Source organism: Methylotenera sp. L2L1 (assembly GCF_000744605.1).
Taxonomy (GTDB): domain Bacteria; phylum Pseudomonadota; class Gammaproteobacteria; order Burkholderiales; family Methylophilaceae; genus Methylotenera.
This window is the reverse complement of record NZ_JQMG01000001.1, coordinates 814,986-829,264: the sequence shown is the minus strand read 5'-3', so window position 1 is coordinate 829,264 and position 14,279 is coordinate 814,986. Positions and strand designations below refer to the sequence as shown.

At 44.1% G+C, this 14,279-nt stretch carries 11 protein-coding genes; 5 read left to right on the top strand and 6 right to left on the bottom strand.

Annotated elements, in window-relative coordinates; genetic code table 11:
* Genes FG24_RS03920 through FG24_RS03910 form a run of 3 tightly spaced genes read right to left on the bottom strand, consistent with a single transcriptional unit; the run spans nucleotide 1 to nucleotide 4,065 of the window.
* The gene (locus FG24_RS03920; protein WP_051901424.1) at nucleotides 1-1,629 is read right to left on the bottom strand and encodes a hypothetical protein; all 1,629 of its coding nucleotides are present in this window, start codon (nucleotides 1,627-1,629) and stop codon (nucleotides 1-3) included.
* Nucleotides 1,619-3,742 carry a bifunctional acyl-ACP--phospholipid O-acyltransferase/long-chain-fatty-acid--ACP ligase gene (gene aas / locus FG24_RS03915; RefSeq protein WP_036301247.1) on the bottom strand — a complete coding sequence of 708 codons (2,124 nt, stop codon included), beginning with the start codon at nucleotides 3,740-3,742 and terminating at the stop codon, nucleotides 1,619-1,621. Before aas ends, FG24_RS03920 begins: the two co-directional genes overlap by 11 nt.
* A gap of 17 nt (nucleotides 3,743-3,759) precedes the next feature.
* Nucleotides 3,760-4,065 (bottom strand): ArsR/SmtB family transcription factor, encoded by a 306-nt coding sequence (locus FG24_RS03910; RefSeq protein WP_036301245.1) that lies wholly within the window; start codon nucleotides 4,063-4,065, stop codon nucleotides 3,760-3,762.
* 401 nt (nucleotides 4,066-4,466) lie between these two features.
* Here FG24_RS03910 and FG24_RS12490 point away from each other — a divergent pair, with 401 nt between their 5' ends.
* From FG24_RS12490 to FG24_RS03890, 5 genes are all read left to right on the top strand, one after another.
* Nucleotides 4,467-4,799, top strand: coding sequence for a hypothetical protein (locus FG24_RS12490; protein WP_081880934.1), 333 nt, complete (start codon nucleotides 4,467-4,469; stop codon nucleotides 4,797-4,799).
* Nucleotides 4,800-5,123: 324 nt separating this feature from the next.
* Nucleotides 5,124-6,206, top strand: a complete 1,083-nt coding sequence (locus FG24_RS03905; RefSeq protein ID WP_036301242.1) for an efflux RND transporter periplasmic adaptor subunit — start codon at nucleotides 5,124-5,126, stop codon at nucleotides 6,204-6,206.
* Nucleotides 6,207-6,225: 19 nt separating this feature from the next.
* Nucleotides 6,226-9,405: an efflux RND transporter permease subunit gene (locus FG24_RS03900; protein WP_036301239.1), complete on the top strand. Its 3,180-nt coding sequence runs from the start codon at nucleotides 6,226-6,228 to the stop codon at nucleotides 9,403-9,405.
* Nucleotides 9,395-10,834 (top strand): TolC family protein, encoded by a 1,440-nt coding sequence (locus tag FG24_RS03895; protein ID WP_036301236.1) that lies wholly within the window; start codon nucleotides 9,395-9,397, stop codon nucleotides 10,832-10,834. The genes FG24_RS03900 and FG24_RS03895 overlap by 11 nt, the downstream gene beginning before the upstream one ends.
* Before the next feature lie 158 nt (nucleotides 10,835-10,992).
* Nucleotides 10,993-11,238: a hypothetical protein gene (locus FG24_RS03890; protein ID WP_036301233.1), complete on the top strand. Its 246-nt coding sequence runs from the start codon at nucleotides 10,993-10,995 to the stop codon at nucleotides 11,236-11,238.
* A 167-nt stretch (nucleotides 11,239-11,405) separates the two neighbouring features.
* On the opposite strand, the gene FG24_RS03885 is transcribed toward FG24_RS03890, so the two are convergent.
* From FG24_RS03885 to FG24_RS03875, 3 genes are all read right to left on the bottom strand, one after another.
* A complete protein-coding gene (locus tag FG24_RS03885) occupies nucleotides 11,406-12,917 on the bottom strand; it encodes an ammonium transporter (RefSeq protein ID WP_036301229.1) in 1,512 nt (503 codons plus the stop codon).
* Nucleotides 12,918-12,927: 10 nt separating this feature from the next.
* Nucleotides 12,928-13,266, bottom strand: a complete 339-nt coding sequence (locus FG24_RS03880; protein WP_015833227.1) for a P-II family nitrogen regulator — start codon at nucleotides 13,264-13,266, stop codon at nucleotides 12,928-12,930.
* Between the two features lie 61 nt (nucleotides 13,267-13,327).
* Nucleotides 13,328-14,251 (bottom strand): TorF family putative porin, encoded by a 924-nt coding sequence (locus FG24_RS03875; protein ID WP_036301227.1) that lies wholly within the window; start codon nucleotides 14,249-14,251, stop codon nucleotides 13,328-13,330.
* Nucleotides 14,252-14,279 lie beyond the last annotated feature (28 nt).

The following is a 14,279-nucleotide window of genomic DNA, read 5'->3' as shown; positions in this document are numbered from 1 at the left end:
TTAACTTTTACGTAATTTTCGGAAAATGTTTCGCATGCCTAATAGCGCCAACATCAAGATAACGAACCATGCAATCAAGCCATAGTAGGCCGGGCGAAGGGGTTCAGCAGGCGCGTTTTTGTCTTTTAACGCATCTGGGAAATCACGTGCGCCTACCGGGATAATTTTCCATTGCGACATGTCTGCCGGTGTACGCGCTATATACTCATCCAAAGAAGCGACGGGTGCCTGACCCATGGCGCGTGATGAAGGAAATTGCGGAATATGCACATAAATAATCGCTTCCAGGTCTTCTGCCAGCTGTTTCTCAAATGCACTATTAGCCTGATTTTTAGCAATACGACTCAGTAAATCATTACCTATGGTTTCAAACGCTACAAAAGGATATAAATTGGTTTGCTCTGCGCTCAGGTAATCGTATGCTTTCAAGCCACTTTCCAGATTCATGTCGCTTAAAGCTTTATATGGCAGTGCAGCAAAGGCTTTCGGTAGATTGGTCGCGCCGAGTTTGGGTATGTTCCAATCAAGCGAGCGTAAAGTTTCCAAATTGATGCCTGCGCAATTGACACCGGCGTGACGGTATAAGAAATCTTGCCGGTAAAAATGCTGCATGACGCGGTTGATTGCACTTTGATAGGTGGCTGCACTACGTTCATTTTTTAGTACCGCCACCAGCATGTAGGAAGGACGGTACCAGGACTGACCGCTGTTTAAGTCACCTTGATAACTATCCATCGGTAAACTGGCGGCAATGATACCTTTTTCGCTAACGGAGCCTAGGTTGTAGAAGTTATTGACCAGCCAATCCTGCCACTCACCCTGTGCACCAAAGCGACCGGTTGCAACAGCAAAGTGGCCGCCATGCGCTTCATCATCGTCACCCTGCGCCCCGTTAAGCACAAAGCTTAATACCGGCTTATTTTGCAAGCTAGTCAGATTAGGGTTTTTATACAAAATACGCGCAGAAAAAGGTGCTGATGCACCACCATTTTTGTCACGTATTAAACTAGCAATAGTTTCCTGATCAGCAAGTGGTTTGTAGGGGATTTGATTCAAATCCAGGTTGTAATCCAATGGCCAAATACTGCGGGCGGTAAAATGAGTTTGCTCCGCCGTGCCATGCATTACTAAATTGCGTCCAGCGAAATGCTGTTCGCTTGCTTGGTTATAGTAAGACTGATTGCTTTCGATTTTTGGTGTAATCGATAACGGAGTTTTGCTATTTTCACTTTGCATAAATTTACCATCTTGACTGAGCTTGCCCACAGCAACATGTGGTGAACCTAACCATACCAAAGGCGGCATAGCGTTAGTTGCAGATGATTGGCTCGTAACCCATTGCTTGACATCATCTTGAGCGCTTAAAGTTGGATCAAAACTATGTGCGTTGCTCAGTGGTATGGCAATTGTTTCCTGCTCGAAATACCACGATGCTTGTGGCGTTATCGCACAATTCTTGCAAGCACCCTGATTTAGTTGGAACTGATTGGTACGGTAGAGGCCTAGCAAATTATTTCCGTTTAGTGCATGACTAAATTGACTCTCTGCCACGCTGGCTAAACTATAAAAAGACGTGATAATCGATACGCCAATAGCGAATGCTTTAGTTCTTGAATTATTATTTTTCATTTTCTGCCATCTGCTTCAAAGTCACATAATCGGTTTTTCCGGTGCCTAATAACGGTAGCTCTTCTATCAGGATAATCTTGCGTGCAATGGCAAGCTCAGGGCTGCCGAGCTTTTTAGCACTAGCGCTAAGAAGCTCGCGAGTGAGTGTTGCGTCTGTAGTGTAAAGAATGATATTTTCCCCACGCTGCAAGTCAGTTTGTGTGGTGGCTGCATGTTGGTGTTGCGGTGAGGCTTGGTTGGCGATGGATTCTACTGTTTCTAGAGAAACCATTTCGCCCGCTACTTTTGCAAAGCGTTTAACGCGACCTTTGATGAACACAAAGCCATCGGCATCAATTTCTACGATATCGCCTGTGTTGTACCACTGGTCTTTAGGGGCTTGTATCACACCTGGGTTATCAAACAGGTAATAACCGAGCATGACGTTGGGGCCGCGTACTGAGAGTAAACCACCTTGCTCAATGCCGGGGATGCTTTCTAGTTTGGATTCTAGGCTAGGCATAAGCGCGCCTACTGAACCCAGTTTGTTGGCCATAGGCGTGTTAACGGCAAGTACTGGTGCGCATTCGGTAGCGCCATAGCCTTCAAGTATGCGGATGCCAAATTTATCCATCCAGGTTTTACGTACTTCTTCGTTGAGCTTTTCTGCACCAGCGACTACATAACGTAGTTTGTAAAAATCATAAGGGTTGGCGAATTTGGCGTAGTTAGCTAAGAAAGTGCTGGTGCCGAACAGTACAGTGCAGCCGCGGTCGTAAATCACTTCCGGAATCACACGGTAATGCAATGGTGATGGGTATACAAAGAGTTTACTGCCCGCCACTAACGGCATGATTGCGCCGCAAGTGAAGCCGAATGCATGGAACAGCGGCAGCACCATCATGAATTTGTCCTGCATGGAAAAATCAATCACGGATTTAATCTGTGCAATATTCGCCAAGATGCTGGTGTGCGTATGCACCACGCCTTTGGGCTTGCCTTCGGAGCCCGATGTAAACAGCACGACTGCTGGGTCATTTGATTTACATTTGTGGGTAGCCAGCTTAGGTAGCCATTGTGCAAAGCCCATGAGCCACAGTTTGTCGAGCCAGCTAAATTGTTTGAATAGGTCTTCAAGATAGACGATTTTGATGTGTTTTAAGCCGGAGATGACTTCTTCTAACTTGGCGGCTTTAATGAATTCACGCGAGCTGATAATGGTTTTAACGCTGGCTGCGGTACAGGCGTTTTGAATGCCAGCGCTACCTGCGGTGTAGTTCAGCATCGCCGGCACGCGGCCAAAGGCGCTCATGCCAAATATCAGGCAAATGGTGTTGGTGACATTAGGCATAAGTACACCTATGTTTTCATGCTTGCTACTGATTTTGTTCGTCAAGCGTCCTAAGGCAAGGCTCTTTTTCAGCAAGTCGCCATAGCTTTCTTCAACCTGGCGCATGTCTTCCACCAGCATGGTGCCGCGCCCATAGGTTTTAATCGCATCCAGAAACGCACTAAACAAGGTGCTGATAGGCGCAGAGCTAAACAGCATGTTTTGCATCTCACGGCGCATGGCGTCACCGGCCAGTCTGCGTCTGGCTTTAGCGGTAGGCGCTTGCGGCATGCCAATGTGGCGTATAGGCAAGATGCTGATGGTGACTTTGGGGAATAGTTTTCTGGGGTGGCTGCCACGGAGGCGGCTAAAGTAAGAGCGTGCTGCGCCGTCAATGCGTACCGGCAAAATAATGGCATCTGTTTTTGCCGCGACAAAGCCGGGGCCGTCATAGACTTTCATTAACGAACCGGTGAGTGTGATGCGTCCTTCGGGGAAAATCACTACAGGTTTGCCAGCCTCCAGCAACTTAATGACCTTTTTCATGGCGAGCGGTGAGGTTGGGTCTACCGCTAGGTATGGCGTCAGGCGTAATACTTGTCTAAAAAACCAATGGTTCAGTACGGTGGTATGCACAACAAATGTGGCGCGAATCGGCAAAAATAAGCCTAGTAGCAAGCCATCTAAAAAGGATTCGTGGTTTGCAATAATCAACAACTTGCCTTGTTTAGGCAGGTTGGCAACTCCAGAGACATCTACTCTGAAAATAATGCGACAAACCAGTTGTAACAGCGTTGCAATCATACTTTCTCCATGTGTTATTAGGTTTCGTTTTGGATGTAATGCAGAACTTGTTGCAGGGCATTGGCAATTAACGGGCTATTAATCCAGAAAAAGACTTCTTTGCCTATTTTTTCTGACGCCAATACACCTGCACGGTGTAATACTTTTAAGTGATGCGTTACTGCGGTGCGGCTGAGTGTGGTGGTGGAAACAATTTGCAGAATATTTAGTTTCTCACCCTTTTCAAAAGCAAGCAGAATCAGCTGTCTATGCTCGTCACCTAGGGCGATGAAAATATCAGCGGTATTTTTGAAGCTGCTTGGAATTTCTGCTATTTGTTTCATAACTAAATAATTAGTTATTTAGTTATGAAAGTCAAGAGGGGTTGTTTAAAATAAATATGCGTATTGCATAAAATTCTCCAGCATATATTTTGGCTGGGTTCTGCTGTTGATAGAAAACCCTAAATGAAAATACCGTGCAATATTAGGGACCAATAGAGGCATAGTAATAGAAAGCTATTTAACACAATATGTTGATGACATAAGTTTCATCACTAATGAGGCACCCCGTCTAATTACAAATCATGTATTAATTACAGTATTTTACGGCGATGCGATGGAGTCATTGTGAAACTAATTCTTTTCATATAGTATGTGCCAGAACAATCAAAGCAAATGTTTGCTTAGATTATATTCATGCAGAAATTGGGTAATTTACATTACAGCATTGTAAAACGGCATATATGAACTATAGCTTAAATTCAGTTGCATTCCGCATCAGACTGTTATTCTTAACAGCGCTGATCTCTATGCTTGGATTCGTTTTCCTTGCGCAACTTTCTGACAGCTCATCTTACAACGATGACACACCGCGTTTACGTATCGCCGAAATCCAAGAGGTTACTGGCGATACCGAACCACCGCCGCAAGACGGGCCGCCACGAGACGATTTGCTCTCGAGCATTGTGTTTATATGCACAGGCTTTGTTGTACTAGCGCTTATTGTTGTTAGCGAGGTTTTTCCTCGCCTTACGTTTCTCTCCCACGTACGTCCCCGTTCTCCTCCACTGTTTTAGTCGGATTAACATGATGTTTGTATAGCTGTGTTGGTTTAGCTACGCAATACGCATATTTTCCTTAGGTATTATCTCGATACGCCCTGAGCATACAGTGGTGATTCGACTATAGCATCTACAGTGTTAAGTAAAGCACAGCCCTTCCAGACCTCATTTGTTGACCGATTTCTAGCAAAATCGCTAGGCACATCCTGCCCGTTGTATCAATTTCTAACTTACCTTTGATTCCGGCTTGGATGTTACTCCAGCGATCTAGCCAGCTATTGAAGCTTACCGCCGTCCGCAGAGCTTCATATTCTTTGAAATTTTTAGATTAGAAATTATATGACCAATAAATTATTTGTAGGGTTGGGGCTAGTCGTCCTGTTGATTAGCGGTTGCCATCACAAAGAGGAAGCGAAAGAAGAGGCATTCAAACTTGAAGTTACAAATCCTTTGCGCAAAGACACCACCATTACGCGCGAGCATGTTAGCCAGATTCATGCGTTTATACATATTGAATTACGCGCCTTTGAGCGCGGCTATTTGCAAGATATCTTTGTAGATGAAGGGCAGGTGGTGACCAAGGGTCAGCGCATGTTCAAGATTATGCCTAATCTGTATCAGGTGGATTTGCAAAAGTCTAAAGCTGAGGCAGAGATGGTGCGTATCGAATACCAAAACACAAAAGCCTTGAGTGATAAAAATATTGTTTCTCCCAATGAGTTGTCACTGGCAAAAGCAAAGCTAGATAAGGCTGAGGCTGAAGTCAAACTTGCACAAACCCATTTAAGCTTTACCGATATCAATGCGCCTTTCAGCGGCATTATGGACCATTTTAATGTGAGAAATGGCAGCCTTGTCGATGAGGGTGATTTGTTAACAACGCTTTCTGATATCAGCAAAATGTGGGTTTATTTCAATGTGCCTGAGTCTGAATATTTAGATTACAAGACCAGCAAACATGACCAATCTCCAGTCAAGGTAAAGTTAAAAATGGCGAATGGGGAAGTATTTGACCAAGCTGGTGTGATTGAAACCATAGAAGCGGATTTTGATAATAAAACCGGCAATATTGAATTCAGAGCAGTTTTCCCCAACCCTAACCAACTGCTTAGACATGGTGAAACTGGCAACATCTTAATTGATATCCCATACAAGAATGCTCTAATCATTCCACAAAAGGCTACTTTCGAAATTCTGGATAAGACCTATGTGTACGTAGTGAATAAAGATAACAAATTGGAACAAAGGCTGATTACGATTGCTGCCGAGTTGCCGCACTTGTTTATTGTTAAAAGCGGTTTAAAAGACGATGACAAGGTGCTGCTAGAAGGTTTACGCAAAGTACATAACGGTCAGAAAATCGAAGTGGATTTTAAGCAGCCAGCGCAAGTGCTTTCTCAATTAGAACTTCATGCTGAATAGTGAAAGTAGAGATTGAAAAATGCTTAATATTTTTATAAAAAGACCAGTGATGGCGATCGTGCTGTCGCTGATTATTGTGTTCTTGGGATTTTTATCCATTAGAACACTGCCTACCTCTCAGTTCCCTGATATTGCGCCACCGCGGGTGATTGTTTCATTAGCGTTTCCTGGTGCAAGTGCGGATGTGCTGGTGCAGTCTTCGCTTATCACCATAGAGCGTGCGATTAACGGTGTGCCGGGCATGAAATATATTATTTCAGATGCAACCAGTGCAGGTGAAGCCACTATTCAGGTGATTTTCGCGCTGGGTACCGACCCGAATCAGGCCATGATTAACGTGAAAACCCGTTTAGATCAGGTGATGAGCCGGCTGCCGGAACTAGTGCAGTTAGAAGGCGTAGTGGTGGAGCGTGTGCAGCCTAGTATGCTGATGTACATCAACTTATTCAGCAAAGATAAAAATGCTGATGAGAAGTTCCTATTCAACTATGCCAACGTCAATGTGATTCCTGAGATTCAGCGTGTCAACGGTATTGCCAGTGCCAAGATTTTAGGTAGCCGTCAGTATGCAATGCGTATTTGGCTTAACCCCGACAGAATGCGCGCTTACAAGGTTTCTATCGATGAAGTGATGAAGGCGATTGGTGAGCAAAGTATCATCGGCCGTCCGGGTCGATTGGGGCAAAGCTCCGGAATAGCTGCACAGTCTAAAGAGTATGTGTTGGTTTACAAGGGGCGCTACAACAAGCCTGAGGAGTATGGTGACATCATTATCCGTGCTGATTCTGAAGGTGAAATTCTGAAGCTGAAAGACTTGGCAAAAATAGAGTTAGGTAGTGAGTTCTTTGATATTTATTCCAATAAAGATGGTTACCCGTCTTCTGCGATTATTTTGAAACAAAATTACGGCAGTAATGCGAGTGAAGTGATTGACCAAGTTAAGGAGAAGATGAAAGAACTAGAAGGTTCGTTTCCAGCAGGCATGGAATATGAGATCGACTACGATGTTTCTAAGTTCTTGGATGCCTCGATTGAAAAAGTATTGCACACCTTAGTTGAAGCCTTTTTATTGGTTGCATTGGTGGTATTTATCTTTCTTGGTGATTGGCGCTCTACGCTGATTCCTATCTTGGCTGTACCAGTATCGTTGATCGGTACTTTCTTTTGTATGCAGATGTTTGGCATTACGATTAACCTCATTACCCTTTTTGCGCTGGTCTTGGCAATTGGTATTGTGGTTGATAATGCGATTGTGGTGGTAGAGGCGGTACACGCCAAAATGGAGGAAGATGCAGATATCACGCCATATAAAGCTACGCAAAAAGTATTAGGGGAAATTGGTGGTGCGATTGTGGCCATTACGCTGGTGATGACGGCAGTGTTTGTACCAGCTGCCTTTATGACAGGGCCAGTCGGTGTGTTCTACAGGCAATTCTCCATTACCATGGCCTCCTCTATTGTGATTTCTGGTGTGGTGGCGCTGTCTTTGACACCGGTACTTTGTGCCATGTTGTTGAAAAATCATCATGGGCATCCTAAGAGAAAAACACCAATAGGTTACTTTATCGATATGTTTAATCGTTGGTTTGAGCGTCTGACTGGTCGCTACACCAACTTATTAAACAAAGTGGTCACGTTGCGGGCTGTGACTATTTTGGTGTTGGCTGGGTTTGCGTTTGGCACTTTCTACATTAATAAAACCTTACCTGCTGGCTTTATCCCAGGAGAAGACCAAGGTCAGATTTATGCCATTATTCAAACGCCCCCAGGCAGTACGCTAGAGGCTACCAATAAGGTGGCACGCGAGCTGCAAAAAGAGGCAGAGAAAATTGAAGGGATTGCTTCGGTTTCATCCTTGGCCGGTTATGAGATTCTGACGGAAGGTCGCGGCTCAAATGCGGGTACGTGTTTGATCAACCTTAAAGACTGGTCTGACCGTGATAAATCGGTACATGAAATCATTGAGGAGCTTGAAGAAAAGACCAAGAACTTTGGTGCTGTGGTGGAGTTCTTCGAGCCGCCTGCAGTACCGGGCTATGGTGCAGCTTCTGGTTTGGCATTGCGTTTGTTAGATAAAACCGATGGCACTGATTATCATGAGTTTGACAAGATTAATCAGGAGTTCATGGCGGCATTAGGCAAGCGTAAAGAGCTAACAGGTCTGTTTACGTTCTATGCGGCAAACTACCCGCAATATGAGCTAGAAATAGACAATAAGGCTGCGATGCAAAAAGGGGTGTCCATTGGTAAAGCGATGGAAAATCTCAATATTTTGATTGGTAGTACGTATGAGCAGGGTTTCATCCGCTTCAATAACTTCTTTAAAGTGTATACACAGGCTAGCCCTGAGTTCCGTCGATACCCAACTGATATTTTGAATTACTACGTTAAAAACGATGATGGTGAAATGGTGCCGTATTCGTCTTTTATGAAGCTTAAGAAGAAGCAGGGCCCGAATGAGATTACACGTTACAACCTGTATAACTCAGCAACGATTCGCGCCACCCCTGCGAAAGGCTACACCACTGACGATGCAATTAAAGCTGTGCAGGAAGTAGCAACAGCAACGCTGCCACATGGATATGACATCGGATGGGAGGGCTTGTCTTTTGATGAAGCCAAGCGCGGAAACGAAGCGGTGATTATTTTTGCCGTGGTGTTGGTGTTTGTTTACATGGTGTTAGCTGCACAGTACGAAAGCTTCTTGCTACCACTCGCGGTGATTCTGTCATTGCCAGCCGGTATTTTCGGCACATTCCTCTTACTCAAAACCTTAGGTCTGGCCAATGATATCTATGCGCAACTTGGGCTGGTCATGCTGGTTGGTTTGTTAGGTAAGAACGCAGTGTTGATTGTGGAGTTTGCCGTACAAAAACACGAACAAGGGATGTCGGTAGCTGCTGCAGCGATAGAAGGCGCCAAAGCTCGTTTCCGCCCTATTTTAATGACATCATTTGCTTTCATTGCAGGCTTGATACCGCTGGTGGTTGCTACTGGCGCAGGTGCAGTCGGCAACCGCACCATCGGTACCTCTGCGTTAGGAGGGATGCTGTTTGGCACGGTGTTTGGTGTGATTCTGATCCCTGGGCTTTACTACATATTTGCAAAGATGGAAGAAGGTAAGTCATTGATTAAAAATGAAGACTTCGAGCCTTTAACTGAGTTGTATCACTACAATAGAGATGATAATGATGAATAAACACAGCTACATTCGCTTGGCAGTCATCAGCGCGTTGGCGTTGATGATGCAAGCTTGCTCCATCCCGTTGTTAACCACGAAAAAGGCAGACACTCAACTTCCTGAGCACTTCAATAACCGTGCTCAGGCCGCGGAGAATACTGCTGATGTTAACTGGAAGGATTTCTTTGAGGACCCGTATCTACCAGCATTGATTGATACGGCGATTACTAACAATAAAGAAGTCAATATTTTAATCCAGCGTATCAGTATCGCATCCAATGAGATACAGGCACGCAAGGGTGAATATCTGCCTTTTGTTAATTTTGGCGCGGGTGCCGAGGTTGAAAAAGTCGGGCGTTTTACTCGCAATGGCGCCGTAGAGGAAAATCTGGAGATTAAGGAAGGTAAGTCATTTCCAGAGTATTTAGGAAACTATCAGTTCGGGCTTTATTCATCTTGGGAGTTAGATGTCTGGAAAAAGTTAAGAAATGCAACCAAAGTAGCGACCATGGAGTACATGGCCTCTATTGAAGGAAAGAACTTTTTAGTCACTAACCTAGTGGCAGAAATTGCTAATGCTTACTATGAGCTGATTGCCTTAGATAATCAGCTGGAGAATTTGGAACAAAATATTCGAATCCAGCAAAACGCGTTAGAAGTCACCAAGCAACTTCAGCAATATGCGAGAGCGACCTCGTTGGCTGTGAAGCGTTTTGAGGCTGAAGTTAAGAAAAACCAGAGCAAGCAGTATGTGATTAAGCAGCAAATGGTTGAGCTAGAAAACCGCATTAACTTTTTGCTAGGCAGAACGCCTCAACCTATCCAACGGGCCTCATCTGGCTTTATGGATAAAAAGCCTAAGCTTATTCAGGCTGGTGTGCCTTCTCAGTTACTGCAACATCGTCCAGATATCAGAAAAGCAGAGCTTGAGCTTGCTGCGGCTGATTTAAATATTGAGGTGGCGAAAGCAAACTTCTACCCTTCATTTGCAATACGTGCAGGGTTAGGGTTTCAAGCATTTAATCCTAAATACTTGCTCAATACGCCTGAGTCTTTAATGTTCTCAATCGCTGGTGATGCAATGGCGCCACTCATTAATCGTAATGCGATTACTGCCGTGTATAAAAACGCAAATGCAACGCAAATCCAAGCGGCTTACGATTATGAGCAAACCATTATCAACGCATATGGTGAAGTCTCTAATCAGCTTTCAAGTATTGATAACTTAGAAAAGAACTATCAACTTAAAAGTACGCAGGTGGAGGCTTTAACTGAATCGGTTGATGTGGCTAACCAGCTGTTTAAATCCGCAAGGGCAGATTATTTGGAAGTGTTGTTAACGCAACGAGAAGCTTTAGAAGCCAAGAATGAGCTGATAGAAACTAAGCAAAAGCAGATTAGTGCAATGGTGGGTCTATATCGAGCACTAGGCGGTGGTTGGAAGTAAGCTGGGCAGTGGTTGTGTGGTTCGTTAGTAGTTATTTCCTAACGAATCACACAAAGCTATTCACCTCAGTGTTAGCCCCTTCTCGCCATCTCCAAAGCTTTAAATAGCCGTCTGGTTTTCTAGGCCATGATCAGTTTTATAAAATATTAGGAGTACTAATGAAGTTATTCACATTTTTTATTTTTAGTCATGTATTGACGTTTAATGTAAGCGCAAACGAAAGCAACGTTGAGAACGATGCAGCGGCAGTTCAGAAATTACAAGCACAGTCATCAGCAGTGAACACTATTGATGAAACTAAAGCAGCCACAAAGAATACGTTGGAAGAAAAGCCACATCAGTACGATGTGTTAAAAACCCAGTTTTTGGGTAAAAGGCCTTATATGGATACGCATAGTAAATAAATTATTGATATGCATAGGGTAATACTGAAAGCAATGTTTATTATTTTTGCAGAAACCTTATGAGGTTGAGTTATTAGTAAAGGCTTAACAATCAGTATCTCAGTATCAATAAATAGATATAAAAAAGGGGCGCTAAAAGCGCCCCTTTGATTTACTACTGTTTAGAACTAGTTGTGATATGCACGTTCACCGTGTTGACTTGTATCTAAACCTTCACGTTCAGATTCTTCGCTTACACGTAAACCGATTAACACGTCTACGATCTTGAATGCAATGAATGAAACCACTGCTGATAACAGGATTGCAGTACCTACAGCATAAAGTTGAGCCGTCATTTGTGCACCAAAGTCGTAAGCTGCTACGCCGTTTGCTACATAATCAACAACACCTGCGCCGCCTAGTGCTGGGTTAACAAACACGCCAGTCGCTAATGCGCCGAAGATACCGCCAATTGCATGGATACCGAAAACATCTAATGCATCATCGTAACCTAGTAAGTATTTCACTTTAGCTACCATGAAGTAGCAGATTGGAGATACTAACAAGCCGATCACGATTGCACCCATTGGGCCTACAAAACCACAAGCTGGAGTAATTGCCACTAAACCTGCTACTGCACCAGATACTGCACCTAACATTGATGGTTTGCTTTTTAGTAACCACTCAGAGAATGTCCAAGACAATGTTGCTGCACCAGTTGCAATGATTGTGTTGACTAAAGCAAGCGCTGCATAACCGTTAGCTTCAAGGTTAGAACCAGCGTTGAAACCAAACCAGCCCACCCACAGTAACGCTGCACCAACCATCGTTAAAGTTAAGCTATGAGGAGTCATTGCCTCTTTACCGTAACCGATACGTTTACCAACCATGATGGCACCAACTAAACCAGCAACACCAGCATTGATATGTACAACTGTACCGCCTGCAAAGTCTAGTGCGCCTTTAGCCCATAACCAACCTGCGTTAGCTACTACAGTTTCAAGTGAAGCTGCATCAGTAATCGCATCAGGACCATCCCAGTACCAAACCATGTGTGCTAGTGGCAAGTAAGCAAATGTGAACCACAACACCATAAATGCAAGGATTGCAGAGAACTTCATGCGCTCAGCAAATGCACCGATGATTAGTGCCGGTGTGATTGCTGCAAACGTTAATTGGAACGCAACAAACACTAGTTCAGGAATGTAAACACCTTTGCTGAAGGTTGCGCCTAATGACTCAGGAGTAACGCCAGCAAGGAAAGCTTTACCTAAACCGCCAAAGAATGGGCTGCCGCCTGTAAAAGCAACGCTGTAACCATAAATTGCCCACAATACTGCCATTAGTGAGAAAATCATGAATACTTGCATCAATACTGACAACATATTCTTTTGACGAACTAAGCCACCATAGAACAATGCTAAGCCAGGGATAACCATTAGGGTTACCAGTACGGTTGCGATTAACATCCATGCTGTGTCACCTTTGTTTGGTACTGGTGTTGGAGCCGCTTCTGCTGGAGCAGCCTCTGTTGCAACTGGTGCAACTTCTGCTACAGGAGCAACAGCCTCTGCGGCTGGCGCTACTTCAGTTGCTGTTACAGTTTCAGCTGCTGGTGCAGCATCTTCTGCCAATGTGTTACCTGTGAAGCCGAAACCTAGCATGGTAACTAAAGCAAACATCGAGAGTAATTTCTTCATCATGATCCCCTTATAGCGCTTCTACGCCGGTTTCACCGGTGCGAATACGGTAGACTTCTTCTAGATTGAAGATAAAAATCTTACCATCACCAATTTTGCCGGTAGCTGCAGATTTTTCAATCGCATCTACTACTTGGTCTAGTAATTCATCTTTAATCGCGACTTCTAATTTAACTTTCGGTAAAAAGTCTACCACGTACTCAGCGCCACGATATAGCTCAGTGTGACCTTTTTGGCGCCCAAACCCTTTTACTTCGGTGACAGTAATACCCTGTACTCCGATGATTGAAAGCGCCTCGCGCACCTCGTCAAGCTTGAACGGCTTGATAATTGCGGATACAAATTTCATGAATGTCTCCTAGATTGATATTAACAATGACGGGTTTTGGCCCGTCATTTCTTTAGATTAATTAGAATGAGCGACCCAATGTTACAATCAAGCGATCATCTGTTAAATCTTTAACTTCTAAACTGCCGTTAAAGCTTGCGCCACCGAAGCCATTTTGACCCCAGTATCCACTTTTACCACCATTTGTTGCACCTACATAATATAAACCAGCATTCCAGCCTGTTGTTTTAAGCACGCTAAATGATTTGCTTAAACCAACTTTGTAGTCTGTGTAGTCAGGGTTGTCTTCATTAGCATTGTTTGCACTACTTGATACTGTTAAATCTAGTTTACCAGCAACGTTTAAATGGCCAACGTGACCAACTAAAGTTAGGTCCCAGAATGGTAATGGATATGCCGCGTTTAATTCAAGATATGTAGTACCGCTAGTGCCGCCATCCCAACCAGTAGCTTTCTCTGCACCAAACCAGTCACCCAATGTCACAGATGCTTTAGCACTTAACCATTTGTATGAAAGGCCTACGTTAGCTTCATAAGTATCCCAACGACCGCCTCTTGGTGTTTGGTCAGGCGTGCCTTGGAAGTTGTATTTTTTCCAGCTACCACCCGGATAGAAGTAACCAATTGCACCAACAGTGTAGCCTAAACCTTCAACTGCTGAAATCGAACCATTGTAGCCAGCGTATGCGTCTACTTCTAATGATGCATCAGGAAATGTGTTAGGTGTGATGCTTGAGCCCCAGATACCAGCATAAAAGCCGCTTGAATGTGTAAGGTCAAAGCCACCTTGTAGTGCTGGCTTGTGCCATGATTGTGAAACGCCACGAACGTAGTAATCAGATACAAAGCCTACGTTAGATGTTAATGTCCAAGTAGGCTCTGCCTCTTTGGTTGTAGTAGCTTCTGCAACGTCTTCTGCTGCAGATGCGAACGAAGGTAAAGCGAGAGCACTTAGAACTGCTAGTGATAGTAATGATTTACGCATGCTATTAACTCCAAATTAAAAAGTGTTA